The organism is Streptococcus oralis (assembly GCF_001588645.1).
Lineage (GTDB): Bacteria > Bacillota > Bacilli > Lactobacillales > Streptococcaceae > Streptococcus > Streptococcus oralis_AB.
The window spans coordinates 286,396-310,691 of the sequence record NZ_LAYF01000003.1 but is presented as its reverse complement, the minus strand read 5'-3'; the positions used below and the strand labels follow the sequence as shown (position 1 = coordinate 310,691).

20 protein-coding genes are annotated in these 24,296 nt (G+C 40.2%); 4 read left to right on the top strand and 16 right to left on the bottom strand.

Going from position 1 to position 24,296, the window contains the following annotated elements; all coding sequences use genetic code 11:
* Positions 1-109: 109 nt before the first annotated feature.
* The 7 genes from A0739_RS03080 to A0739_RS03050 form a co-directional block, all read right to left on the bottom strand.
* Complete coding sequence (locus A0739_RS03080; RefSeq protein WP_061587026.1) at positions 110-1,534, bottom strand: NADP-dependent glyceraldehyde-3-phosphate dehydrogenase; 1,425 nt, start codon at positions 1,532-1,534, stop codon at positions 110-112.
* Between the two features lie 197 nt (positions 1,535-1,731).
* Positions 1,732-4,017 (bottom strand): type I pullulanase, encoded by a 2,286-nt coding sequence (pulA, locus tag A0739_RS03075; protein ID WP_061587025.1) that lies wholly within the window; start codon positions 4,015-4,017, stop codon positions 1,732-1,734.
* Between the two features lie 157 nt (positions 4,018-4,174).
* Positions 4,175-6,133, bottom strand: coding sequence for an NAD-dependent DNA ligase LigA (ligA, locus tag A0739_RS03070; RefSeq protein WP_061587024.1), 1,959 nt, complete (start codon positions 6,131-6,133; stop codon positions 4,175-4,177).
* Between the two features lie 89 nt (positions 6,134-6,222).
* Positions 6,223-7,401 carry an MFS transporter gene (locus A0739_RS03065; RefSeq protein ID WP_061587023.1) on the bottom strand — a complete coding sequence of 393 codons (1,179 nt, stop codon included), beginning with the start codon at positions 7,399-7,401 and terminating at the stop codon, positions 6,223-6,225.
* Positions 7,402-7,481: 80 nt separating this feature from the next.
* Positions 7,482-8,345 (bottom strand): Rgg family transcriptional regulator, encoded by an 864-nt coding sequence (locus A0739_RS03060; RefSeq protein ID WP_000400535.1) that lies wholly within the window; start codon positions 8,343-8,345, stop codon positions 7,482-7,484.
* 3 nt (positions 8,346-8,348) lie between these two features.
* A complete protein-coding gene (locus tag A0739_RS03055) occupies positions 8,349-10,250 on the bottom strand; it encodes an ABC-F family ATP-binding cassette domain-containing protein (protein ID WP_061587022.1) in 1,902 nt (633 codons plus the stop codon).
* Positions 10,251-10,328: 78 nt separating this feature from the next.
* Positions 10,329-11,483, bottom strand: a complete 1,155-nt coding sequence (locus tag A0739_RS03050) for a DUF5105 domain-containing protein (RefSeq protein WP_000722096.1) — start codon at positions 11,481-11,483, stop codon at positions 10,329-10,331.
* Between the two features lie 407 nt (positions 11,484-11,890).
* Between A0739_RS03050 and A0739_RS03045 the strand changes: the two genes are divergently transcribed.
* Positions 11,891-13,609, top strand: a complete 1,719-nt coding sequence (locus A0739_RS03045; protein ID WP_061587021.1) for a phospho-sugar mutase — start codon at positions 11,891-11,893, stop codon at positions 13,607-13,609.
* Between the two features lie 110 nt (positions 13,610-13,719).
* Entirely contained in the window at positions 13,720-14,067 is a 348-nt protein-coding gene (locus tag A0739_RS03040) for a thioredoxin domain-containing protein (protein WP_061587020.1), read from the top strand.
* Positions 14,068-14,104: 37 nt separating this feature from the next.
* Here the strand turns inward: A0739_RS03040 and A0739_RS03035 are convergent, their stop codons facing one another.
* The 9 genes from A0739_RS03035 to A0739_RS02995 form a co-directional block, all read right to left on the bottom strand.
* A complete protein-coding gene (locus tag A0739_RS03035; protein WP_061587019.1) occupies positions 14,105-14,878 on the bottom strand; it encodes a potassium channel family protein in 774 nt (257 codons plus the stop codon).
* 86 nt (positions 14,879-14,964) lie between these two features.
* Positions 14,965-15,774: an MBL fold metallo-hydrolase gene (locus tag A0739_RS03030; RefSeq protein WP_001290607.1), complete on the bottom strand. Its 810-nt coding sequence runs from the start codon at positions 15,772-15,774 to the stop codon at positions 14,965-14,967.
* Between the two features lies 1 nt (position 15,775).
* Positions 15,776-17,125 (bottom strand): cell wall metabolism sensor histidine kinase VicK, encoded by a 1,350-nt coding sequence (gene vicK, locus A0739_RS03025; protein ID WP_061587018.1) that lies wholly within the window; start codon positions 17,123-17,125, stop codon positions 15,776-15,778.
* Entirely contained in the window at positions 17,118-17,825 is a 708-nt protein-coding gene (gene yycF / locus A0739_RS03020) for a response regulator YycF (protein WP_000722058.1), read from the bottom strand. Before yycF ends, vicK begins: the two co-directional genes overlap by 8 nt.
* A 56-nt stretch (positions 17,826-17,881) precedes the next feature.
* Positions 17,882-19,060 (bottom strand): A/G-specific adenine glycosylase, encoded by a 1,179-nt coding sequence (gene mutY, locus A0739_RS03015; RefSeq protein WP_061587017.1) that lies wholly within the window; start codon positions 19,058-19,060, stop codon positions 17,882-17,884.
* 82 nt (positions 19,061-19,142) lie between these two features.
* Positions 19,143-20,117 (bottom strand): phosphate acetyltransferase, encoded by a 975-nt coding sequence (gene pta / locus A0739_RS03010; RefSeq protein ID WP_000451575.1) that lies wholly within the window; start codon positions 20,115-20,117, stop codon positions 19,143-19,145.
* 43 nt (positions 20,118-20,160) lie between these two features.
* On the bottom strand, positions 20,161-21,057 hold the full coding sequence (locus A0739_RS03005) for an RluA family pseudouridine synthase (RefSeq protein ID WP_061587016.1): 897 nt from the start codon (positions 21,055-21,057) through the stop codon (positions 20,161-20,163).
* Positions 21,054-21,872 (bottom strand): NAD kinase, encoded by an 819-nt coding sequence (locus tag A0739_RS03000; protein ID WP_000799063.1) that lies wholly within the window; start codon positions 21,870-21,872, stop codon positions 21,054-21,056. Before A0739_RS03000 ends, A0739_RS03005 begins: the two co-directional genes overlap by 4 nt.
* The gene (locus tag A0739_RS02995) at positions 21,856-22,527 is read right to left on the bottom strand and encodes a GTP pyrophosphokinase (RefSeq protein ID WP_000151561.1); all 672 of its coding nucleotides are present in this window, start codon (positions 22,525-22,527) and stop codon (positions 21,856-21,858) included. Before A0739_RS02995 ends, A0739_RS03000 begins: the two co-directional genes overlap by 17 nt.
* A gap of 128 nt (positions 22,528-22,655) precedes the next feature.
* Between A0739_RS02995 and A0739_RS02990 the strand changes: the two genes are divergently transcribed.
* A complete protein-coding gene (locus tag A0739_RS02990; protein ID WP_061587015.1) occupies positions 22,656-23,225 on the top strand; it encodes a CYTH domain-containing protein in 570 nt (189 codons plus the stop codon).
* 111 nt (positions 23,226-23,336) lie between these two features.
* On the top strand, positions 23,337-24,296 hold the full coding sequence (locus A0739_RS02985; protein WP_001283843.1) for a ribose-phosphate diphosphokinase: 960 nt from the start codon (positions 23,337-23,339) through the stop codon (positions 24,294-24,296).

The window sequence follows — 24,296 nt, the reverse complement described above, 5'->3', positions numbered from 1 at the left end:
TTTCCATATATTTTTTTATTATAATACCAGAATATTCGTTTTTTATCAATTTTCTACTGTATTTTTTTAAAAAAATAAAACCAGGAAGTTATTTTCCTGATTTTATAAATTATTTCACATCAAAAACAACGGATTTAACATTTGTCATCGCTTCGATACTATATTTAATTCCTTGTACTCCTGCACCAGAACCTTTTACACCAAGGAATGGGAAATTATCTGGTCCACGTTGTGTTTTATTGTTAATATGAACGGTACCAACTTCAAGTTTTTCAGCGATTTCAAATGCCTTCTTAAAGTCATTTGTAAAGACTGAAGATTGAAGACCGAATTCAGATTCATTAGCAATTTCTAGCGCTTCATTAGAATCTGCAACTCGAATAATTGGGAGAACTGGTCCAAATGGTTCTTCCCAGGCTAATTTCATATCTCTTGTGACATAATCAAAAAGTCCTGGCCAAATGAGATTGTTCTCACGTTTGATTGGGCTGAGCGCTTTGGCACCCTTTTCTTGAGCGTCCTGAATCAATCCCCAGATGAAATCAGCTGAAGCATTATCAATAACAGGTGTGATATCAGCATTGTCAAATGGATCGCCCACTGTTAGCTTAGCAACTTCAGCTTGGAGCAATTCAGCCAATCTGTCTGCTACGCTTTCCACAACCAAAACACGTTTGATAGCAGTACAACGCTGACCAGAGTAGCTAAAGGCTCCACCTACGATTTGCTTAGCTGCATTTTCTAAATCTGCATCTTCTAAAACAATTGCTGCATCTTTCCCACCAAGTTCCAGCATAATCGGGCGCATACCAGCTAAACGACCAATACGCTCCCCAATCGGTGTTGAACCTGTAAAGTTAATGAAGTTCACTTCCTTGTGTTCGATGATGTAGTCTCCGATCTCAGAACCACGTCCAGTGATGGTGTTAAAGACACCTGCTGGGATTCCGGCTTCGTCAAATGCTTTAGCCAACAAGAGTCCAGAAATAGATCCTTGTGTTGGTGGTTTGAACATAACGACATTTCCGGCAATCAATGCCGGAGCAATCTTAGATCCAGAAAGGTTGACTGGGTAGTTAAATGGTGCAATAGCTAAGACGACTCCAACTGGCTCACGACGAACAACGGCTAGTTTATTTTTACTTGCAGCTTCAAAACCGCCACCTTCCATTGCTTGTCCAGTGATACGGAGACCTTCCTCGGCAGCAAAACGAATTAATTCTGCTGTACGTACTACTTCTCCAATTGCTGCTTTAATCCCTTTTGCAACCTCTTTGGCAAGAATGGTACCAATTTTTTCTTTATCGCGTTCCAAAATGTCTGCTGTCTTATGTAAATAGGCTGCACGCTCAACGGGTGCTAAATCACGCCATGCTGGGAGAGCTGCACGCGCAGCTTTCATAGCCTCATCTACTTCAGCCTGACTCATAGCGGGTACTGTACCCAGCTTTTCTTGATTGATGGGAGAATAGATGGCAATTTCATTCTCCGATGATTTCCATTTTCCATTCACTAAATTCTGATAATTTGTCAAATTCTCTTCCTCCTGAAAATGATTAAAACTTATTTTATCAAATTTTCAGAAAATTACAACCCCTTTTTGGAAAATATTGATATTTTTTTCACAAACTTGATTCTTCAAATTATTTGAAATTTATTCCTATTAGATATTGGTTTTTAAATAAAAATCAAAAAAGGTCTAGCTTTAACTAAACCTTTTTGCTGCATTTACTATGAAAGTACCTTCAAGACTGCAACGCTGATATCATCAATCACATTAGACTCTTTAGAACGACTATTGGACACCAGCATTTCAAGATTTCCCGCATTTTCAAAGTAGAAGGAAGTTCCCTTGGCATTGAATACCACCAATAAGTGCTCTGCTCCACCATGAATTTCGTAAACAATCCACCCACTATTTTCAGCAGCTGTATGGACGAAGACATGACGATAAACTTCTTCGTATGTAGGATAAGAGAAAGCACGCGTTTGTGTTTTTAGGCGAATAATCTGGCGAATAAAGTCAATGCTCTCTTGTCTCTCATTGATTAAATCCCAGTTGACCTGGTTGACACTATCTGGAGCGTTGTAACTGTTCATAGCACGTTCTCGGTCTGCGGGAGTGAGTTGTCCATCTTCACCTGTCGGAATTAACTTGGTTCGACCAAATTCTTGGCCAATTTCCATAAAGGACATTCCTTGCATGAGAAGGTTCATTGCTGTCGCTGTCTCAACCTTGCGCATAATCTGGTCTGAACTTTGATCAGGATGAAGCGTCGCCAGCAGGTCATGAAGATTGTAATTGTCATGAGCTTCAACATAGTTGAGAACCTGGTTTGGACTCAGATAAGAGCCCAACTCTCTGCTACCAAGAATAGCCTTAGCTACGATTGGTTCGGTGGCTGCACCACTTACAAATCCTGACTTGATTGCACCATAAACTTCTCCTCCTTTGATCGCATCACGCTGATCATCGTTAAAGAAGCCGATATTTGGCATTTGGTAGGCATTGTCCTTCTTGGCCTTGTCATAAGGTGCAAGACCTGTTCCCATATCCCAGCCTTCTCCATAAGTTATAATACGGGGATCAACCTCATCTAGCGCCCAACGAATTGCCTGCAAGGTTTTAACATCATGAATTCCCATCAAGTCGAAACGGAAACCGTCAATATTGTATTCTTTCACCCAATAAAGGAGTGAGTCAATCATATACTTGCGGTACATTTCGTGTTCGCTTGCGGTTTCATTTCCAACACCTGTGCCGTTTTGGAAGGTTCCATCTGGATTCATACGATAGTAATAATCGGGAACAGTTGTTTGGAAAGGTGCATCAACCGTTGAGAAGGTATGGTTGTAAACGACATCCATAATGACACCGATTCCCGCATCATGATATGCCCGAATCATGGTCTTGAGGTCTCGAATAACCTGTCCAGGATCATCTATATTACTAGAGAAACTTGGTTCTGGTGCATTGTAGTTTTGAGGGTCATAGCCCCAGTTATAGGTTACATTTCCATCCTCATCGTATTCCTTATGTCGATCAAAGATTGGTTGGAGTTGAACATAATTACAGCCAAGTTGTTTGATATAATCAAAGGCTGTTGCTTGACCATACTGGTTAACCGTTCCAGTCTGGGCAGCCCCAAGGAAGGTCCCTCGAAGGTTTTCTGGAACTCCAGATGTCGGCGATTTTGTAAAATCACGAATGTGCATCTCACAGATAACGGCTTTACATGGATTTTCCAAACGCCAAGGGGCGTCTGTCCCATGTTTGACTTTAAATCCTTCTGCTTGTCTATCTTGCTGAGAGAGGATGACAGAACGTTTCCCGTCAGGACTTGTAGCGATAGTGTATGGATCTCGTGTCAAGGTCTGGTGGTGCGGAAACTCAATCTGATACTGATAGGCTTTACCTGCAAGATTTTCATCCAGGTCTACACTCCAAACACCAATGGTATTGTACTTATGACTATATGAATAGCTATTCCCACGCTCTAGATTATAGGTTTTCCAAATCGGAGCATCGTTACTGGTATTTTCATAAACAACAACTTGGACTGCTGTAGCTGTTGGAGCCCAGAGTTTAAAGCTTGTCTGGTAGTCAGAGATACTATAACCCAACTCTCCTTGGTATCCCCAATGGTGATCAAAACTTTCACTGTGAAAGGCTTTATCAAAAGCAAACGGGTTTCGATCTTTATAGCAAGGACTTGCAATGGCTGGATTTTCAGAATAATAAACCATCTCATCACCATCCAAAATCCAAACCTCAGTCAACAGTGGATAGTAGTTAAACCGTAGGAGATAATCTTTTGTCTTTCCATCTATTTCGACAGAAAAGGTCAGAGTATCGAGCCTTTCTGTACTTGTGACTGTAAAGGAGAATTTTGCTCCAAAATAGTCATTTTCATAATACAAATTTTCTTTAACATCTGCCTGTTTTCTACTGAATGAACAAGCATTATAATCCCCATTTTTTCGGTGAAAATGGATGACTACTGGGTATCTATACATTTCTTTTCCTAATTCCTAATTTCAATTTTAATTTTTTTATGTGGTGCTGAAGAATTTAGCGGGAATTTCAGTACAATAGAGAATAGCATTAATAGATATAAAAATACATCAGGAGAGATAGTTTCAGACTATCTAACATCTAGTTTTCAACTATTCTTTACAAACTTTCTAACCAAGCTTCATCTCGAACTTCGATACCAAGTTCTTGTGCTTTTTGGAGCTTGCTTCCTGCATCTGCTCCTGCTACGACAAGATTCGTTTTCTTAGAAACACTGCCTGTGACTTTGGCACCCAGACTTTCGAGTTTGCCTTTGGCTTCAGAGCGCGTGAGACGTTCCAATTTACCAGTTAATACAACTGTCAAACCTGACAAGGCCGCATCTGCCACTACTGTCTGTCCTTTGTAGTCCAGATTAACTCCAGCTTCTTTCAACTCGTCTAAGAGAATCTTCGATCCTTCTGTAGCAAAATAAGTCTGAAGACTTTGCGCAATTACACTACCCAAGCTTTCAATACTTGCTACTTCCTCAGGATCAGCTTGGGCTAGATTTTCAATAGAGTGGAAATGTTGGAGCAAGAGTTGGCTAGCCTTGCTTCCGACATGGCGAATTCCCAGACCAAACAAGAGCTTTTCAGCAGAGTTTTCCTTGGATGCTTGAATGGCCTGATACAGTTTAGAAGCAGACTTTTCCTTGACACCTTCTAAAAGGAGGAAATCTTCTTCTTTCAAACGGTAGATATCCGCCACATCCTTGACTAAATTGGCAGCAAAAAGCTTTTCAACGATAGATGGACCAAGTCCTGTAATATTCATGGCATCTCGAGAGGCAAAGTGAATCAAACCTTCCATGATTTGGGCAGGGCAGCGAGGATTGATACAACGTAGAGCAACCTCATCTTCAAAATGAAGTAAGGGACTGTCACAACTTGGACAATTTGATGGAATATCTAGTTTTTCTTCAGAAACACGCTTGGACTCTACCACACGCAAAACAGCAGGAATGATATCTCCAGCCTTATAAACAATAACCGTATCGCCTTTGCGAATATCTTTTTCAGCAATATAGTCTACATTGTGTAGGGTCGCACGGCTAACAGTGGTCCCAGCAAGCTGAACAGGTGTCAGATTGGCAGTTGGCGTGACAACTCCAGTACGGCCTACTGTCCAGTCAACTGAGAGTAGTTGGGCTTCTTTTTCTTCAGCGGGAAATTTATAGGCGACTGCCCACTTGGGTGCTTTAACGGTAAAACCGAGTTCTTCTTGACCTGCTAAGTCATTGACTTTGATAACCACCCCATCGATATCATAAGGCAGTTTCTCTCGTTCTTGTCCTACTTCTTGGATAAAATCCCATACTTCATCTATACTTTTAGCCAATATTCGTTTAGGATTAACTACAAAACCAAGCTGTTCAAGATGCTCCAAGACTTTTTCTTGACTATCACGAGTAGAAGGGCTGGCTTCTTGATAGAGGAAAGTCGCAAGATTGCGTTTGGCCACTACTGCTGTATCCAGCTGACGGAGGGTTCCTGCAGCTGCGTTACGAGGATTGGCAAATTCAGGCTCTCCATTTTCTTGGCGAGCTTGGTTAACCTGATCAAACGAAGCGCGTGGCATGTAACACTCTCCACGAACAGTAATATCAAGTTCTTCTGGCAAGGTCAAAGGAATATCCTTGACGCGCTTGAGATTTTCGGTGATATTTTCACCAACAGATCCATCTCCACGTGTCGCACCGACTACCAAAATTCCCTTTTCATACGTAAGCGAGATAGACAAACCATCGATTTTCAGTTCGCAAATATAGGTCGGTTGGGGTAATTCCTTTCGAACACGCGCATCAAAAGCTTCTAACTCTTCACGTGAAAAAGCATCCTGCAAACTGTATAGAGGATACTGATGACTGTATTTTTCAAAACCATCTAAAACCTTACCACCAACACGATGGGTCGGACTGTCCGCTAAAACTTGATCTGGATAGGCAGCTTCCAATTCGACCAACTCTCGGTAGAGGCGATCATACTCGCTATCTGAAATCGAGGGATTGTCACTCGTATAGTACTCGGTCGCATAGCGGTTAAGTAAGGCAACTAACTCATTCATTCTTTCATTCATAATCCCATTTTACCACAAAGCAAGCCCTCCTCACAATAGAGAAGGACTGAAAAATGATTCGTAGTGAAATATTTTCTAAAAAAAAGAAATTATAACTCTTTTTTAAAATGACTTCGCACGTAAATGAGGGAGAAACAAGACAGGACAATAACCCCGCTTCCAATTATCAGGAAAGAAGAGAGATGAACACTTGGTAATACTGTCATAAAGCCTTTTGAAATCGGCATAAATAGAATGGCTAAGGTAAAAATTGTACTTAGAACTCTTCCCAAGTATTCCCCCTCAACCTTGGTTTGCACCTGAGTAAAAAAGTGAATATTAAAAATCGTCATAAACAGTTCACAAACTAAATTTCCAGAAAAGGAAAGAAAAGCTGGTAGTGGTAATCCCATCATAAAAACTCCAACTCCAGTCAAGGCCAATAAAATCAAAAGATTATAAACACTTGCCTTTATTTTGCTAGCTAGAAGAGCTCCGATAATCGAACCAATAGCGCCCATAGTCAAAATAGTTGCATAAGCTCCTTCTACCCCGTATAGTCGATTTGAAAAAGGGAGGAGAAATTCAAAAGCTGCAAAAAAGAAATTAACACTGGAAGCAACTACCAAAAGGAAAAAGATTTCTTGCTGGTGCCAGATATAGCCGAGTCCTTCTTTCATATCAGCAAAAATATTTTTCCAGCAGAAAGTCTTTTTCACTTGTTCCTGAGTCTCTTTTTGGGGAAGTAAAGCTACTAAGGTAAATGCAATGAAAAAACTAATTGCATCTAAAACAAGCGTCATATGGAGACTGGCAAATTGTAAAACGATGAAAGAAAGTACAGGGGAGCTAACGCCTACAACCTGCAAAACGAGCTCTAAGCGAGAGTTATAGGTCACTATCTCGTCTTTCTCTACAACCTCAGTTATAATGGCTTTGTTGGCTGTACGAGAAAATGCAAAGGCAACCGCCTGAACAATATTGGCAAAAATCAAGGCAGCAATCATCAAGCTATCATCTCTGATGAAAGAAATAGCTAAGCAAAGAACGCCACAAATCAAGTCCGTCGTCATCAAAATTTTGCGACGCGAAAAGCGGTCTGAAATCACTCCGCCAAAGGGACTGACCAGAATCGATGTGACGAGTTCAGAAATCTGATAAATCCCAAGAACAGTCTGCCCTATCGTTCCCATTGACGCCAACCAAACACTGTTTCCATAATCATAGAGCATATTCCCTATTTTATTAATAGCACCACGACTAATCAACTGGATTGCATGTCGATTCATATAAAAAGCTCCTCTCAAATTTTGAAACTATTGTATCAAAACTGAAAGGAGTCTCTTTATTTTTCCCTTATTTGGGAAATTTAAGCATTTACAAATTTTTCATAATGTTCCTGATAGTAAGCCACTTGCTCTGGAAGTCCAAGCACATCAAAAATATGCATAGCCTCCTGCATCTGACTACAACCCTCTTCTTTCAAGTCTCTCTGGTAGAGGGCGAAACCTTTGAGATAATGGAAGATATTGCGCTCATAAAGCTTGATACCATTTCCAATCAACTTCTCCACATAGCCCTCAAAATAGTCCGCATCCGTAAAGGTACGGTTTTCCAAACAATGCTGGTAACAGTTAAGAGCTAAAATCAAAACAAGTTTTCGATGCCGACCAATTTCTTTGTAGTAGTCTTCCCTCTCCATCACTTCTCTGCCAATCCGAGCCACATAGTCCACATTGTAGAAAGTATAGAGATTACCGAAAAGAATCAACTCATACATGGTCCATTCTTCTGTTTGGAAAAGATAATCCGCCACCTTATCCAAATCACTCTGACTCATCGTGTAACGAGCATCTCTTTGACAAATCAGTCCTTGTAGCAGAATCCAATTCAGCTCAAAATAGAGGGGATTGGTCGAACTCTTTGCTTTCTCAAGCTGTTCCATTTGAAGCTTTTGAAAACCAGCAATATCATTTGAGTAGTAAAGCGGAATAATCTGTGCCATCAAGGCAACATGTTCATGATTTTGAAAATCCCTAGCCTTGTCCATGAAATTTTCAATAGTCACATGAATATTATCCAAAATCTCAAAGAAACGGGAAACTGCTAAATCAGACTCACCAAGCTCAAAGCGAGATAACTGAGAGGTCGAGCAAGAATCGCCCGCTGCTTCCTTTAAAGAGTAGTTCCCACTGGTTCGAAATTCACGAAATACCTTTCCAAGATGTTCCATTTTTTACACCTGCTCCGATAATTCTTCCCACTCAAACATAGCTTCTTCCTGACGATGGCTGATTTTATCCAGTTCAGCCTGCAATTCCATGAGTTTTTCGGCATCGTTGGTTTCCAGCATTTTTTCAGAAATGGCTTGGCTTTTAGTTTCTAACTCTTCGATTTCAGCCTCTAAACTCTCTATTTGGCGCATGAGCTTACGGGCTTCTTTCTGACTTTCTTTCTGGGCCTGATAGTCATTAGCTGGGCTTGCTTCTTTTGCTTGATTGCTAGTTAAAGCTTCTTCTGTCTGGCTGTCTTCCATTTCAGCCTTTTTATCAACATAGTAGTCATAATCTCCTAGGTAGAGGGTTGAACCACTCTCAGACAATTCCAGTACATGAGTGGCTACACGATTGATAAAGTAACGGTCGTGGCTGACAAAAAGAAGGGTTCCATCAAAATCAATCAGAGCATTTTCTAACACTTCCTTGCTATCAATATCCAAGTGGTTGGTCGGCTCGTCAAGAATCAAGAAGTTATTGTTTTCCATTGAAAGTTTGGTAAGCAACAAACGGGCTTTCTCGCCACCTGACAGCATCCCTACAGACTTTTTAACATCATCTCCTGAGAAAAGGAAGGCACCAAGGCGGTTGCGGATTTCAACTTCTGGTGTCAGTTTAAAATCATTCCAAAGTTCATCCAGAACAGTATTACTTGGTGTCAACTTGCTTTGAGTTTGGTCATAGTAGCCAACCTCAACATTGGCCCCAAATCGCTTTTCTCCTTTGATAAAAGGAATCTGATCCACAATAGACTTGATAAAGGTTGACTTACCAATACCATTTGGTCCGACAATCGCAACAGCGTTCATCTTACGAAGGTCTAGGTTGATAGGTTCTGACAATATTTCCCCATCATAACCAATGCCTGCATTTTCAACAGTCAAAACAACATTGCCCGATGTTTTTTCCGACTGGAAGGTCATATTAGCTGATTTCTTACCAGATTCAGGCTTGTCCAAACGCTCCATTTTTTCTAGTTGTTTACGGCGAGATTGAGCACGTTTGGTCGTTGAAGCTCGGACTAGATTGCGATTTACAAAGTCCTCTAGAGCCGCTATTTCCTTCTGTTGCTTTTCATAGTTTTTTGCCTCAGTAGCTAGCTTTTGCTCCTTTAACTCAACAAAACGAGAGTAATTGCCTACATAACGATCCAAGGAATGCTTAGTTAAATCGAGTGTAACCGTCGCAACCTTGTCCAAAAAGTAACGGTCGTGACTGACAATAATGAGGGCGCCGCTATAATTTACTAGGTAATTTTCCAACCAGGCAATGGTTTCGATATCCAAGTGGTTGGTTGGCTCGTCCAAGACCAAGAGATTTGGCTTTTCAAGGAGCATTTTAGCCAGTGCAAGACGAGTATTTTGACCACCTGAAAGCTCAACAATTTTCATCTGCCACATAGACTCGTCAAACTTGAAACCATTCAAGATAGCGCGGATATCAGCTTCGTAGGTAAAGCCACCAGCCTGACGGAAATTCTCTGATAAACGATCATAATCCGCCATCAGTTTATCTAGATCTTCACCAGACTTTTCACCCATCTCCAACTCCATCTGACGCAGTTGTTTCTCCGTACGGCGTAGATCATCAAAGACATGGAGCATTTCATCATAAATGGTATTTTCAGACTCAAAACGGCTATCTTGGGCTAGGTAAGACAGAGAAATATCTTTTTTCTTATTGATTTCTCCACTAGTTGGCTCCTCTTCCCCAACCAAAATCTTTAAAAGAGTAGACTTACCTGCACCATTTTTCCCAACAAGAGCAATTCGGTCTCGTTCATCTACTTGCAGGTTGATATGTTCAAAGAGAACCTCACCAGCAAAAGATCGTTCAATTTTATTAGCTTGTAAAATAATCATATCTCTATTTTACTATCTTTTTCTCTTTTGCACAATTGCAATGAAAAAAGTTCGAGTGATATACCCGAACCTTTCATCTTAGTATCCAATGCCTCCACGGAATGTGCGAGCCATATCTTTTAAGTCATAGTTTTTAGAAGAGGTATCAATGGTCCATTTACCATCTTTCTTGGTCATTTTAATTTCATAACCCTCTTTCTTCATGTTATCGCTTGTATCTAGAGGAGTTGAATCAAATTGACTTGGTGCATTTTCTAAAATGTACTTCTCACCAGCTTTCATAGCTTCTGAGTAGTTGCTATATTTACCTTTGTTTTCTTCGTAGAATTTACGACTCAATTCATGAACATTCAAGTTATCCAAGTCGATTGTTTCTGGTCTAACATAAACAACAGCATAATCAGGTAAGTATGTCTTCACCTTGTAATCAACTTTTGCTCTCTTAGCATTTGCTTTGATGTAGGCATCTGCGAATGTTCTAAGTTCTGAATCAGATGGTTTGTAGTTATAGAAGCCTTTTCCGAACGATTCTGTAAATTTCTTGATAAACTCTTCTTTATCAGCTTTCGCATCGTTTGTGAATTCAGCACTATTATCAGAAGATTTTTTATCATCAGCAAGCGCAACAACTTGCGACTTATTATCAGTAGCACTTAGGTTCGTTCCACCACCAGAACTTTCCCCATTGAGGTAAACAGCATCGACATATTTTTTCATTACATCTTTCGCTTCATCAATATGATCTTCGTACTGACTTGGATCCACCTTGATTGCTACATCGTTATTCTTTTTAGAATTTTCTTTGATGTCATCGTAAAAGCTAGGTGCGAAGTGGAGTTCATACTTAGCGTTCTTGTCGACTTCATATACTACATAACCAGCAACGCTCTTTCCTTTAGAAAGACTATCACCATATGACATAAATTTAGTTTTACTGTCGCTTTCGTAGATTTGAATTGGTTGTAATTTTTCATCTTTTTCATTATAAAGCGTAATATCTTGGCTAGTAAAACTAAACTGTTTATCACGATTGTTCTTGATTTCGACTTGAAGCGCAAGGTAGCTTGAAGATGAATCTTCATCTTTAGGCAATACAAACATACCGTCTTTTACTGAAACTTCAAAGTTTGAGTTCGAGGCAGTACCATTGTCGCTTGCTTTTTTTTGAGCTCCACAAGCAACAAGTGCTAAAGCTGATAAAAGCAAAGCAGAATGCTTAAGAATTTTTTTCATAATGGATTCTCCTTTAATGATTTACTATATTTTACCATACGCCCTATAAAATTCAAAACAGAAACCAGATATTTTCAAAATATCTTAAATTTATAGAGTTTTAACTTAAATTTTTCTATCTGTTCATTTGATACATTAAAGGATTCTTTATAAAAAGAGTAGAATACAATATTGACGATTTACTTTATTTAATCATTCCACAAAAATACTATAAACTTTTAATATTTTAAAAAATTAGATAATTGATTTTCATCGCTAACTTAGTATAAGTTAGCATGGTACCCACCATTTCCCCGCTAAAGTGCGTAAGTAAATTTCCTACATTTTAAGTTATGCTAACGTTTTACTAAAAAGTCAAATCGTGATATAATGAAAGCGATTAAAGCAATAAACAAAGGAGACACTCTATGACTTACCAAGAAAATTATCAAAAATGGGTCGATTTTGCTGACCTTCCAGACTACCTTCGTCAAGATTTGGAAAATATGGACGAAAAAACTAAGGAAGATGCCTTTTATACCAATCTTGAATTTGGTACTGCTGGTATGCGTGGTTTGATCGGTGCTGGTACAAACCGCATCAATATCTATGTTGTTCGTCAAGCAACTGAGGGTTTGGCTCGTTTGATTGAGTCAAAAGGTGGAAATGAAAAAGAACGTGGTGTGGCGATTGCCTATGATAGCCGTCACTTCTCACCTGAGTTTGCCTTTGAATCTGCGGCAGTTCTTGCTAAACACGGTATCAAATCTTACGTATTTGAAAGCCTCCGTCCAACTCCAGAACTCTCATTCGCTGTTCGTCACCTCAACTGTTTCGCAGGTATCATGATTACTGCCAGTCACAATCCTGCTCCATTTAACGGTTACAAGGTTTATGGTGAAGACGGTGGACAAATGCCTCCTCATGATGCAGATGCTTTGACAACTTACATTCGTGCAATCGAAAATCCATTCGCTGTGGAAGTTGCTGATGTCGAAGCTGAAAAAGCTTCTGGCTTGATTGAAGTCATTGGCGAAGCTGTCGATGTTGAATATCTTAAAGAAGTTAAGGACGTAAACATCAACCCAACATTGATTGAAGAATTCGGTAAAGACATGAAGATTGTCTACACACCACTTCATGGTACGGGTGAAATGTTGGCTCGTCGTGCTCTTGCTCAAGCAGGATTTGACTCTGTTCAGGTTGTTGAAGCACAAGCAACTGCAGACCCAGACTTCTCAACTGTAAAATCTCCAAACCCAGAAAGCCAAGCAGCCTTCGCCCTTGCTGAAGAACTTGGTCGTCAAGTTGGTGCAGATGTGCTTGTTGCAACTGACCCTGACGCTGACCGTGTTGGTGTTGAAGTTCTTCAAAAAGATGGAAGCTACCTCAACCTTTCAGGTAACCAAATCGGCGCTATCATGGCTAAATACATCTTGGAAGCCCACAAAAATGCTGGAACTCTTCCTGAAAATGCAGCCCTATGTAAATCTATCGTATCAACTGACTTGGTAACGAAGATTGCTGAAAGCTACGGAGCAACTATGTTCAACGTTTTGACAGGTTTCAAATTTATCGCTGAAAAAATCCAAGAATTCGAAGAAAAACACAATCACACTTACATGATGGGATTTGAAGAAAGCTTCGGTTACTTGATTAAACCATTTGTACGTGATAAAGATGCTATCCAAGCCGTTCTTGTCGTTGCTGAACTTGCTGCCTACTACCGTTCACGTGGTTTGACACTTGCTGACGGTATCGAAGAAATCTACAAAGAATACGGCTACTACGCTGAAAAGACTATCTCTGTTACCCTTTCTGGTGTTGATGGTGCAGAACAAATCAAAGCCATTATGGCTAAGTTCCGTAACAATGCTCCAAAAGAATGGAACACAACAGCTATCACTGTCGTAGAAGACTTCAAGGCTCAAACTGCTACTGCTGCTGATGCTACTGTTACAAACTTGACTACTCCACCAAGTGATGTGTTGAAATATACACTTGCTGACGGTTCATGGATTGCAGTTCGCCCTTCAGGTACAGAACCAAAAATCAAGTTCTACATTGCCGTTGTGGGTGAAAGCAACGAAGATTCACAAGCTAAGATTGCTAACATCGAAGCGGAAATCAATGCTTTTGTTAAATAATAAATTATAAAAGATGAGACCAACCAATCTCATCTTTTTTCGTATCAAATCTAAGCATTTTTAGAAACTTTATGGCATACTAGACTTATCAATGAAAGCGAGGTAATCTCATGGAACAATTTTTAGAAAACATCAAAGACCTTGAAGTCACTACAGTTGCGCGTGCGCAAGAAGCTCTTGATAAAAAAGAAACTGCAATCTTCTTTATTGGTCGCAAAACTTGCCCTTACTGCCGTAAATTTGCAGGCACATTGGCAGGTGTCGTAGCTGAAACCAAAGCTCACATCTACTTCATCAACAGTGAAGAACCAAGCCAACTCAATGAATTGCAAGAATTCCGCTCACGTTATGGAATCCCAACCGTACCAGGATTTGTTCACATTGCAGATGGACAAATCAAGGTCCGTTGCGACTCTTCCATGTCAGCACAAGAAATCAAGGACTTTGCTGGATTGTAAAAAAACCACTCATCGAGTGGTTTTTGTATTGTCTAAATTACTTTTTTTCAAGCAAGACTTGCATCATTCTATGTAGTTCTTCTATCTTCTCAGATTGTTTCTCTAGTAATAATCTTTGAGTTATTAATTCGTCTTGTAGTTTATCAAGCTTTATCTGATTATCTGGATTATCCTTTACAAAAAAGTTTGTCAAGGCACTCGTTAACATCCCTATTGTGCCAATACCAACAAGCATTAGTAAAACAGCTAACCACTTCCCAAAAATCGACGCAGGAACAATATCTCCATAACCAACAGTTGTTACAGTTACAAGCGCCCACCAAAGACTATCTGAGAATGATTTTTCTTCAACAACAGATAAAATTGAACTACCTAACAGTACAATAAAGGAATTGAGATAGAAAATATAAAGTAAGCCATTTGTTCGTAAGAGTTTTCCAACCTTCTTTTCTAACTTGCCAGTCAATCCAACGACTCTTAAAAGACGAGTTAGTTTCAGTAATTTTGTCAGCCTTGCTAAGCGGAAGATACGCCCTAAGCGAAATACTGTAAAAATAGCATTCAAAGGAAGGATAGCTAGCAAGTCGAAGATATTTTCAAGTATAAATCTCCATTTTTCTTTACTTGAAAAGAAGCGCCAACCATAATCTACCACAAAAACAAACCAAAGTAGCAAGTCAATAATACTATAGGGTGGATTATCCAAATCAATCATCTCAGCAAATCCAAGCAAGACAAGGACAACGGATATCAATGCAAGTAGGATAATCGTTGTGTCATAGTAATCCTTTAATAACCATTTTCTCTTCACTCTGCTACTCCTTTAGTTATTTTTATCATTATACCACACTAAAACCCTGATAAAGTACAAAACAAAAGAAGGCACTCGCCTTCTTTTTATATATCTGTCAATGGTGTTGCGGTATCTGGTGAAGTGTCGTAGACCTTAAAGTCAACTCCGACTCCCAAATCGGCTTGAGCTAGCTGATTGACCATGGTCATATGAGCCAGCTCCTTGATATTGTTCTCTTTGGACAAGTGACCAAGGTAGATTTTCTTGGTTCGATTTCCCATGGCACGAATCATAGCCTCAGCTCCGTCTTCGTTAGAAAGGTGACCGAGATCCGATAGAATTCGCTGTTTGAGACGCCAAGCGTAAGATCCTGCTCGCAAAATCTCTACATCATGATTTGACTCAATGAGGTAACCATCCGCATTTTCGACAATCCCAGCCATACGATCACTAACATAACCTGTATCGGTCAGCATGACGAAGCTCTTGTCATCCTTCATAAAGCGGTAAAACTGTGGTGCTGCCGCATCATGGCTAACTCCAAAACTCTCAATGTCGATATCACCAAAGGTTTTGGTTTTGCCCATTTCAAAGATATGCTTTTGCGAAGAGTCTACCTTGCCAAGATACTTACTATTCTCCATAGCCTGCCAAGTCTTTTCATTGGCGTAAAGATCCATACCATATTTGCGAGCCAAGACACCGACCCCATGGATATGGTCTGAATGCTCATGCGTAATTAAAATCGCATCCAGATCTTCAGGTTTGCGATTGATTTCAGCTAGCAGACTTGTAATTTTCTTACCAGACAAACCTGCATCCACTAGGATTTTCTTTTTTGGGGTTTCCAGATAAAAGGAATTTCCACTGGAGCCTGATGCTAAAATACTGTATTTAAAGCCTTTTTCACTCATTCTAGTCTTCTATTTCGTCCTCCCATATTTCTTCTTTTACGGCATCCTTATCATAAGGGAGCACTATGGTAAAGGTCGATCCCTTACCGTATTCACTTTTGGCCCATATAAAACCATTGTGTTGTTTGATGATTTCTTTTGCGATCGCCAGACCTAGACCAGTTCCACCTTGAGCCCGGCTTCTTGCACGATCCACACGGTAGAAACGGTCAAAAATTTTTGGCAAATCTTGCTTTGGAATACCTAGACCTTGGTCTTTGATGGATAAAATCATCTGGTCATCAGTAGTTTTCATGCTGACAGTGATCTTCCCACCATCTGGCGAGTACTTGATGGCATTGTTAAGAATATTATCTATCACCTGAGTCATCTTATCGGTATCAATCTCGATCCAAACTGAATTGATTGGGTAATCTCGAACCAGTTCATATTTTTTCTCTTGATCCTGTGCTCTCATCTTGTCAAAACGATTAAGGATAAAGGTGATGAAGGCCGTAAAATTAATCAACTCCACATCCAACTGAGTAGTCGCATTATCAATACGAGAGAGATGCAAGAGATCTGTCACCATCCGCATCATACGGTTGGTTTCATCGAGTGAAACCTTGATAAAATCAGGAGCAACAGGATCATACAGAGCTCCCTCGTCCAAGGCTTCAAGATAAGATTTAACACTGGTCAAAGGAGTTCGCAACTCGTGACTCACGTTCGAAACAAAGAGTCTTCGCTCACGCTCTTCCTTCTCCTGCTCGGTCGTATCATGTAAAACGGCAACCAAACCAGAGATGAAACCTGACTCACGACGAACCAGAGCAAAACGTACACGAAGGCTCAGGTATTCCCCATTCACATCCTGGGAGTCAATCGTCAACTCAGGAATCTGTGTAATTAGATCACGCAACTCATACTCATCTTCTATCTTAAGCAATTCAAGGATGCTTTTATTCAGAACATCTTCTTTCTGCACACCGAGCTGTTTCTTGGCCATATCGTTGATCATAGTAATCTGGCCACGACGATTGGTCGCAAGAACGCCATCTGTCATGTAAGAAAGAATACTGTTCAATCGTTTACTCTCTTGTTCCAGATTTTCTTGGGTCAAACGAATAACTTCTGACAAATCGTTCAGATTATTGGTGATATTGGTGATTTCTGTACTTCCTTGCAAGTCCAAAACTTGAGAATAATCACCTGCAATCAAGTCCTTAACCTTTTGATTTATCTCCTTCAGACGGATATTATCCCGACGATTTTCCAGTAACAGCAAGGTCACCACCAGGATAAAGCCCAGTAAAATCAAGATAAAGATAAAATCGCTGGTCAGAATAGTTTGTCTAATATCTTCAATCATTATTTCTCATATAGTATCCAACACCACGACGTGTGAGAATGTACTCTGGACGACTTGGAGTATCTTCTATTTTCTCACGCAAGCGTCTAATGGTCACGTCCACAGTACGAACATCACCAAAATAGTCATAACCCCATACAGTCTCAAGCAAGTGTTCACGTGTAATCACTTGTCCAATATGAGATGCCAAGTGATACAAGAGTTCAAACTCACGGTGGGTTAAATCTAATTCCTCACCATATTTCTTCGCCACGTAAGCATCTGGAACGATTTCCAAATCACCAATTTGTAAAGGCTGCGTCTTCTTCTCATCAGACTCTTGGCTATCCACAGAAACTAGGTCTGTACGACGAAGCAGGGCCTTAACACGAGCCTGCAACTCACGGTTTGAGAAAGGTTTTGTAACATAATCATCTGCACCTAACTCTAAACCAATAACCTTGTCAAATTCGCTATCCTTAGCTGATAGCATGATTATCGGCACGCTACTAGTCTTACGAATAGCTTTAGCAACTTCTAAACCATCAATTTCAGGTAGCATCAAGTCGAGGATAATAATATCCGGTTGCTCAGCTTCAAATAGCTCGATTGCCTCACGACCATTGAAAGCTGTAACAACTTCATAACCTTCCTTGGCCATATTAAACTTAATAATATCTGAGATTGGTTTCTCATCATCTACAATTAATATTTTTTTCATTTTATCACCTTTTCTTTATCTATTATAACAAAAAAATGTAAAGAAGGCACAAATGGCTACTGTAAGCCTTCATCTTCAAAACTTGTTTTATAAGCCTGCCAAATTTTTTGTTGAGGCTTCGCAAGTGGATAATCAGAAAACTCCTGAGGAGAAACCCAGCGAATTTCTCTGTCCGAAAACTGTTTTGTTTCCAACACTTGACCAGCTAGGATTTGAATATGCCATTTCCGATGACTAAATACATGCTTGACCTGGTCAAATACTTGCTGGGACCAATTCACTTCTAAATCATAATCCTGCTCAAAGTTTTCTTGAGGGCTTGGTCCAAATGCTCTGCTTTCCTCTTTGACTTGTGAAAAGAGATCTAGCTGATCGTCATCACTTGAGAAATCATCAACTTCGATCAAGGGGAAGTGCCAAAAACCGGCTAGTAGTTTCTCGCTTTCATTTTTCTCAAGTAGATATTGACCACGGTCATTGCGTACAACTAAAGCCTTGAGATAAATTGGGAGAGGTTTTTTCCTGGGTTCTTTAATCGGATATACATCCATAGTTCCGTTCTGATAGGCTGCGCTAAAGTCCTTAACAGGGCTTTCTTCTGGTCGAGGGTTAACCGGAGATTCTATATCAGAACCTAAATCCATCAGAGCTTGGTTAAAGTCACCTGGTCGTTTCGGGTCAATCAAGATTTCCATCATTGCCTGAAAAATTTTGCGATTGCTGGGAACTCCGATATCATGATTAACCTCAAACAAGCGTGCCAAAACCCGCATGACATTGCCATCAACCGCTGGCTCAGGCAAATTAAAAGCGATACTGGAAATAGCTCCCGCAGTGTAAGGGCCAATCCCTTTCAGGCAAGATATTCCTTCATAGGTATTTGGAAATTGCCCCCCAAAGTCAGTCATAATCTGCTGAGCTGCAGCCTGCATATTGCGCACTCGAGAATAATAACCCAAACCTTCCCAAGCCTTAAGCAGACGCTCTTCAGGGGCATTCGCCAGACTTTCAACAGTTGGAAACCAGTCCAAGAATCGTTCGTAGTATGGAATAACTGTATCCACTCTGGTCTGCTGAAGCATGATTTCAGATACCCAGATGTGATAAGGATTTTTACTTCTCCGCCAAGGCAAATCTCGCTTGTTTTCATCATACCAGTTGAGGAGTTTTTCACGAAAAGAAATAATATTCTCCTCCGGCCACATGACGATACCGTATTCTTTCAAATCTAACATATATCTAGTATAACATAGAAGCTTCTAACTGTCCTTTTCTCAGTACTAAAAAGCCTCTTCCCATGGGAAAGAGGACTAAATCTTATTGATGAACTGCTTGAGCTGCTGTGATAAGGGTCAACTTGTACACATCATCTGCATTACATCCACGAGAAAGGTCGTTAACAGGTTTGTTCAAACCTTGCAAAACAGGTCCTACAGCCGCAAAACCACCGAGACGTTCTGCCATCTTATACCCAATATTTCCGGCTTCGATACCTGGGAAGACAAAGACATTTGCTTGACCAGCTACATTACTTCCTGGAGCTTTAAGAGCTGCAGTTTCAGGAACAAAGGCAGCGTCAAATTGCAATTCACCATCAATCTCAAGGTCAGGACGCAAGTCGTGAGCAATTTTAGTAGCTTCCACTACCTTATCAACACTTTCACCAAAGCCTGAACCTTTAGTAGAATAACTTAGCATAGCAATTTTAGGTTCAATACCAAACATTTTAGCTGTGATTGCTGAATTGATCGCAATTTCAGCCAAAGCTTCTGCATCTGGATTGATGTTAATGGCACAGTCTCCAAATAGGTAACGTTCCGTACCACGAACCATGAGGAAAGCACCTGAAGTACGAGTTACGTTTGGACGAGTTTTAATGATTTGTAGGGCTGGGCGAACTGTTGAAGCAGTTGAGTGAATTGCACCAGATACCATACCGTCAACCAAGCCCAAGTAGACTAGCATCACACCAAAGTAGTTGACATCATCAACCAAAACTTTGCGCGCTTCTTCTTCAGTCATTTTGCCCTTACGACGCTCTACCAAGGCAGCAACCATTTCTTCAAATTGAGGATAATGTTGGGGATCAATCACTTCATAACCATCTATGATCCCTTCGATTTCAAGATAAATTTTAATTTTTTCAGGGTTTCCGAGCAAAACAGGAATTACTTCTGTTTCTTTTACCAAGCGTTTTGTTGCTTGAAGAATACGTGGCTCTTCCCCTTCAGGGAGAACGATACGAGCATTTTTGCCAACCAGGTTGGCTTTGAGACTTTCAAAAACTTCCATGAGTTTTCTCCTTTAAGAAAATAAATTATACTCCAAATAAGTTTTAAAGAGTATTAGTTGATAACTGAGTAATAAGATTGCTGAAATCATCCGGTAAGGGGCTTTCTAGTTGCAAATCTTGCTCTAGAAAGGGATGATAAAAAGATAAATAATGGCAATGCAAGGCCTGACGCTGAATCCCATCGTCTAAGCTTCCTCCATAGAGATCGTCTCCTAAAAGAGGAAAACCGATGTGAGAAAAATGCACTCGGATCTGATGAGTTCGTCCAGTATGCAGGCGAATATCGACTAGGTGAATATTTCTATAAGACACTACAACTTTGTAAGACGTATGGGCGTACTTCCCACCTTTGGCAACCCGTCTCGTGATAATGGAATCTTCATCACGCGCAATCGGGGCGATAATCTCCCCTTCAGGCTCCAAGACACCAGCTCCTTTAACTAAAGCAAAGTAACGTTTTTCGATAGACTTTCGTTGCAGTTGCTTGTCTAAACGTGCATGAGCGTAGCCGTGCTTGGCAAAAAGCATCAAACCAGATGTATCTCTATCAAGCCTAGTCACGATGTGAACTTGCTGGTTTTCATATTCTTGTTTGACATAGTAGCCCTTAATAAAATTAGCAATGGTATTGGAATGATTAACACTGGGGATGGAAGCTACTCCATAAGGCTTATTCAAAACCAGAAAATGGTCATCCTCATATAAAATATCGAGTGGTCGATCAATAGCTTCAAGGCTCTCAAACCCTTCCTCTGCAGGAATGTCAATAGTTACTCTATCTCCAATATCTAAGAGATAAGTCGCATTTTGAGCTTGGCCATTAACCAGAATAGCCCCGCCTCGAAACTTAATCTTAGCCAAAAGTCCCTTGGAAACCTCATGTTTCTTGAGGAAAGTTTTGACTTTGACGTGCTCATCTGCGGTAAATTCGAACCTCATTCATCCACCTCGCCGATGAAGGCATCTTTGACACGATTCCAGAAACTAGTGTGGCTTGGAGTCGCTACGAAGTGAATCTTGTGATGGTCGATTTGATACTCTATCCGTTCGATATTACGGAATGAATAGACGCTGTTATCGACTGATATCGTATGGTAATCATTGCGTGTCGGCAAAAGTTCAATCTTATCTTTTTTGGGAATAATGATCGATGATCCCAAAGTGCGATAGACTCTATTATTAAGGCTTGCTATTTCCGTCAACTGCAAAGCTTCAATGGTAGGATGTAAGACAGCTCCACCCAAGGATTTGTTGTAGGCGGTACTTCCCGTCGGCGTTGAAACAGTCACTCCATCTCCACGAAATCTCTCAAACGGAACATGGTTAATGATGATATCTGCAACCATGGTGCGGTCTGATCGACGGATACTCGCTTCATTTAAAGCACGGAAGATTTTCACCTCTCCATTTTCAAGCGTTACCTTAACATTCAAGACTGGATAAGAAACTTTGGCTCCAGTATCTAGTAAAAGATTGGTCACCAATTGATCCAGCTCAAAATCACGATAATCTGTGTAAAATCCCAAATGCCCTGTATGAACACCTACAAATCGAACCTTGTCTAACTGATTCTCATACTTGTGAAAGGCAGACAAAAGCATCCCGTCACCACCAATGGAAATGACGATATCGGGATTGGTATCGTTCAGTATAAAATGTTGTTTCTTTAGTTTTTCCCTTAGCTCATGCAAAACCTTCTGACTCTGTGGTTTTCTATTTGCTATGAGGTCAACTCGTTTACCTGTATTCTTCATCTGTATCGTCACTATTTCCTACACCATCGTTTAGTTTTCTGCTCAATGGATCAAAGAGAGCCTGCGCTTCCTGGATATCATCACGAATCTTACCCATTTCTTCATCCAGTTGATAGGCTATTTTCGCTGTGATTTCCAGTCTTTTCCTGATTTCTTCTGGAAAATCGCCCTGATATTTATAATTGAGCGAGTGTTCAATCGTAGCCCAGAAATTCATGGCTAAAGTCCGTATTTGAATCTCCGCCAAAATCGTCTTCGCTCCGTTAATCGTATCAACCGTGTATTCGACAACCACGTGATAAGAACGATAACCTGAAGCCTTACGATGAGTGATATAATCTCGTTCCTGAACGACTCTCATATCTTGGCGTTTACGTAGAATCTCAACTACTTCTTTGACGTCATCAACAAACTGGACCATGACACGTAAACCAGCAATATCTTGCAAGTCATTTTCTAAAGTTGCATAAGTAATTCCTCGACGAGCCATCTTTTCTTTGATACTTTCAATCGGTTTTACACGACCCGTTACAAACTCAATCGGAGAATGCTTGTTTTGCTTACGATACTGTTTGCGAATTCCCCGAAGTTTAATCTTCAATTCACCAACAGCCTGAATGTAAGGATCTAAAAATTCTTCCCATTCTATGGTCATACTTTCTCCCTTAAAATGTTTGATTGCTCTGTCGAAAATCTTTGATTTTTTCAGTACATTCGTATACAATAAATACATTGTCCATTATACCATAAATCGCTTTCAAAGATATAGAAAAGGTTGAAAAAATGAAACATTTAGAAATAGAATTGAAAACACTTCTGAAAAAAGAGGACTATGAGCATCTAAAAAAACAGTTTTCCCATATCCAACCCGTTCTTCAGAAAAACTACTACATTGACACACCAGATTTCCAATTGCGTGAAAAGAAGGTTGCCATGCGCATTCGCACCTTTTCAGATTGGGCGGAATTGACCTTAAAAGTACCTCAAACTGTAGGAAATATGGAATACAACCAGAAACTAACTCTTCCAGAAGCTGAATCGTACCTAGAAAAACAAAAACTACCTCAGGGTCTCGTTCTAGAGAAGCTCGCTAAGATTGGCATCGAAAGCCATGACTGGTTTGTTCTAGGCTGCCTTTCCACCCTTCGTTATGAAATGAAAACTGAAATTGGCTTAATGGCCTTAGATGAAAGTCGATACTTTGACCAGACGGACTATGAACTCGAGCTTGAAGTCACCGACCATGAAAAAGGGAAAGAAGATTTTCAGAGATTTTTAAATGAAAATCAGATAACTTATCAGAAAGCTCCTTCAAAATTAATTCGTTTTATTAAAAGCATGAAAAAAAGCTGAAATAATCTCCTTTTTTTGGTAAAATAGAAAAGATAAAAATAAAAGAATCTGGCTTTGAAAAACAAAACTTTCTCAAAGAAGATTCACAAAGTTTACAGAGGACGGTCTATAATGTCAGATAGAAACAACATGAAACTTTTCACCCTAAACTCTAACCATGAAATCGCTCAAAAGATTGCGGATACAGTTGGTGTACCTCTCGGGAAATTATCCTCTCGTCAATTTTCTGACGGCGAAATCCAGGTCAACATTGAAGAAAGTGTCCGTGGCTACGATGTCTACATCATCCAGTCAACCAGCTACCCCGTTAGCAACCACTTGATGGAGTTGTTGATCATGGTTGATGCTTGTGTACGTGCAAGTGCTCATAGTATCAACGTTGTCCTTCCTTACTTTGGTTATGCGCGTCAGGATCGTATCGCTTCTTCTCGCGAACCCCTCACTGCAAAACTAGTTGCCAATATGCTTGTCAAAGCTGGTGTAAGCCGTGTTCTAACGCTTGACCTCCATGCTGTTCAGGTCCAAGGTTTCTTTGATATTCCTGTAGACAATCTTTATACTGTTCCTCTATTTGCTAAGCACTACTGTGATAAAGGACTTCTTGGCTCTGATGTTGTTGTTGTCAGTCCAAAGAACTCTGGTGTTAAACGTGCACGTAGTTTGGCTGAATACCTTGATGCTCCTATCGCTATCATTGACTACGCCCAAGATGATTCTGATCGTAACGAAGGCTATATCATTGGGGATGTTGAAGGCAAAAAGGCTATCTTGATTGACGACATCCTAAATACTGGTCGTACTTTCTCTGAAGCAGCCAAAATCGTTGAACGTGAAGGCGCAACTGAGATTTATGCAGTATCCAGTCACGGTTTATTTGTTGAAGGTGCAGCAGATCTTCTTGACGCTACAAACATCAAAGAAATCCTCGTAACAGACTCCGTAGCAACCAAAGAAAGAACTCCAGAAAATGTATGTTACATTACTGCTAGCGAATTAATTGGTGATGCTATCGTCCGCATCCATGAAAGAAAACCAGTCAGCCCACTCTTTGCTTACAACAAAAAGAAATAA

Bases quoted from the DNA above. Each gene is read 5' to 3' on its own strand.
- A0739_RS02995 (WP_000151561.1), bottom strand. From the start codon at position 22,527: ATGACCATAGAATGGGAAGAATTTTTAGATCCTTACATTCAGGCTGTT.
- A0739_RS03060 (WP_000400535.1), bottom strand. From the start codon at position 8,345: ATGGAACATCTTGGAAAGGTATTTCGTGAATTTCGAACCAGTGGGAAC.
- A0739_RS03055 (WP_061587022.1), bottom strand. From the start codon at position 10,250: ATGATTATTTTACAAGCTAATAAAATTGAACGATCTTTTGCTGGTGAG.
- ligA (WP_061587024.1), bottom strand. From the start codon at position 6,133: ATGAATGAAAGAATGAATGAGTTAGTTGCCTTACTTAACCGCTATGCG.
- A0739_RS03045 (WP_061587021.1), top strand. From the start codon at position 11,891: ATGACTTACCAAGAAAATTATCAAAAATGGGTCGATTTTGCTGACCTT.
- pulA (WP_061587025.1), bottom strand. From the start codon at position 4,017: ATGTATAGATACCCAGTAGTCATCCATTTTCACCGAAAAAATGGGGAT.
- vicK (WP_061587018.1), bottom strand. From the start codon at position 17,125: ATGATTGAAGATATTAGACAAACTATTCTGACCAGCGATTTTATCTTT.
- A0739_RS03030 (WP_001290607.1), bottom strand. From the start codon at position 15,774: ATGAGTGAAAAAGGCTTTAAATACAGTATTTTAGCATCAGGCTCCAGT.
- A0739_RS03000 (WP_000799063.1), bottom strand. From the start codon at position 21,872: ATGAAGAATACAGGTAAACGAGTTGACCTCATAGCAAATAGAAAACCA.
- A0739_RS03050 (WP_000722096.1), bottom strand. From the start codon at position 11,483: ATGAAAAAAATTCTTAAGCATTCTGCTTTGCTTTTATCAGCTTTAGCA.
- A0739_RS02985 (WP_001283843.1), top strand. From the start codon at position 23,337: ATGTCAGATAGAAACAACATGAAACTTTTCACCCTAAACTCTAACCAT.
- A0739_RS03005 (WP_061587016.1), bottom strand. From the start codon at position 21,057: ATGAGGTTCGAATTTACCGCAGATGAGCACGTCAAAGTCAAAACTTTC.
- A0739_RS03065 (WP_061587023.1), bottom strand. From the start codon at position 7,401: ATGAATCGACATGCAATCCAGTTGATTAGTCGTGGTGCTATTAATAAA.
- A0739_RS02990 (WP_061587015.1), top strand. From the start codon at position 22,656: ATGAAACATTTAGAAATAGAATTGAAAACACTTCTGAAAAAAGAGGAC.
- A0739_RS03040 (WP_061587020.1), top strand. From the start codon at position 13,720: ATGGAACAATTTTTAGAAAACATCAAAGACCTTGAAGTCACTACAGTT.
- mutY (WP_061587017.1), bottom strand. From the start codon at position 19,060: ATGTTAGATTTGAAAGAATACGGTATCGTCATGTGGCCGGAGGAGAAT.
- pta (WP_000451575.1), bottom strand. From the start codon at position 20,117: ATGGAAGTTTTTGAAAGTCTCAAAGCCAACCTGGTTGGCAAAAATGCT.
- yycF (WP_000722058.1), bottom strand. From the start codon at position 17,825: ATGAAAAAAATATTAATTGTAGATGATGAGAAACCAATCTCAGATATT.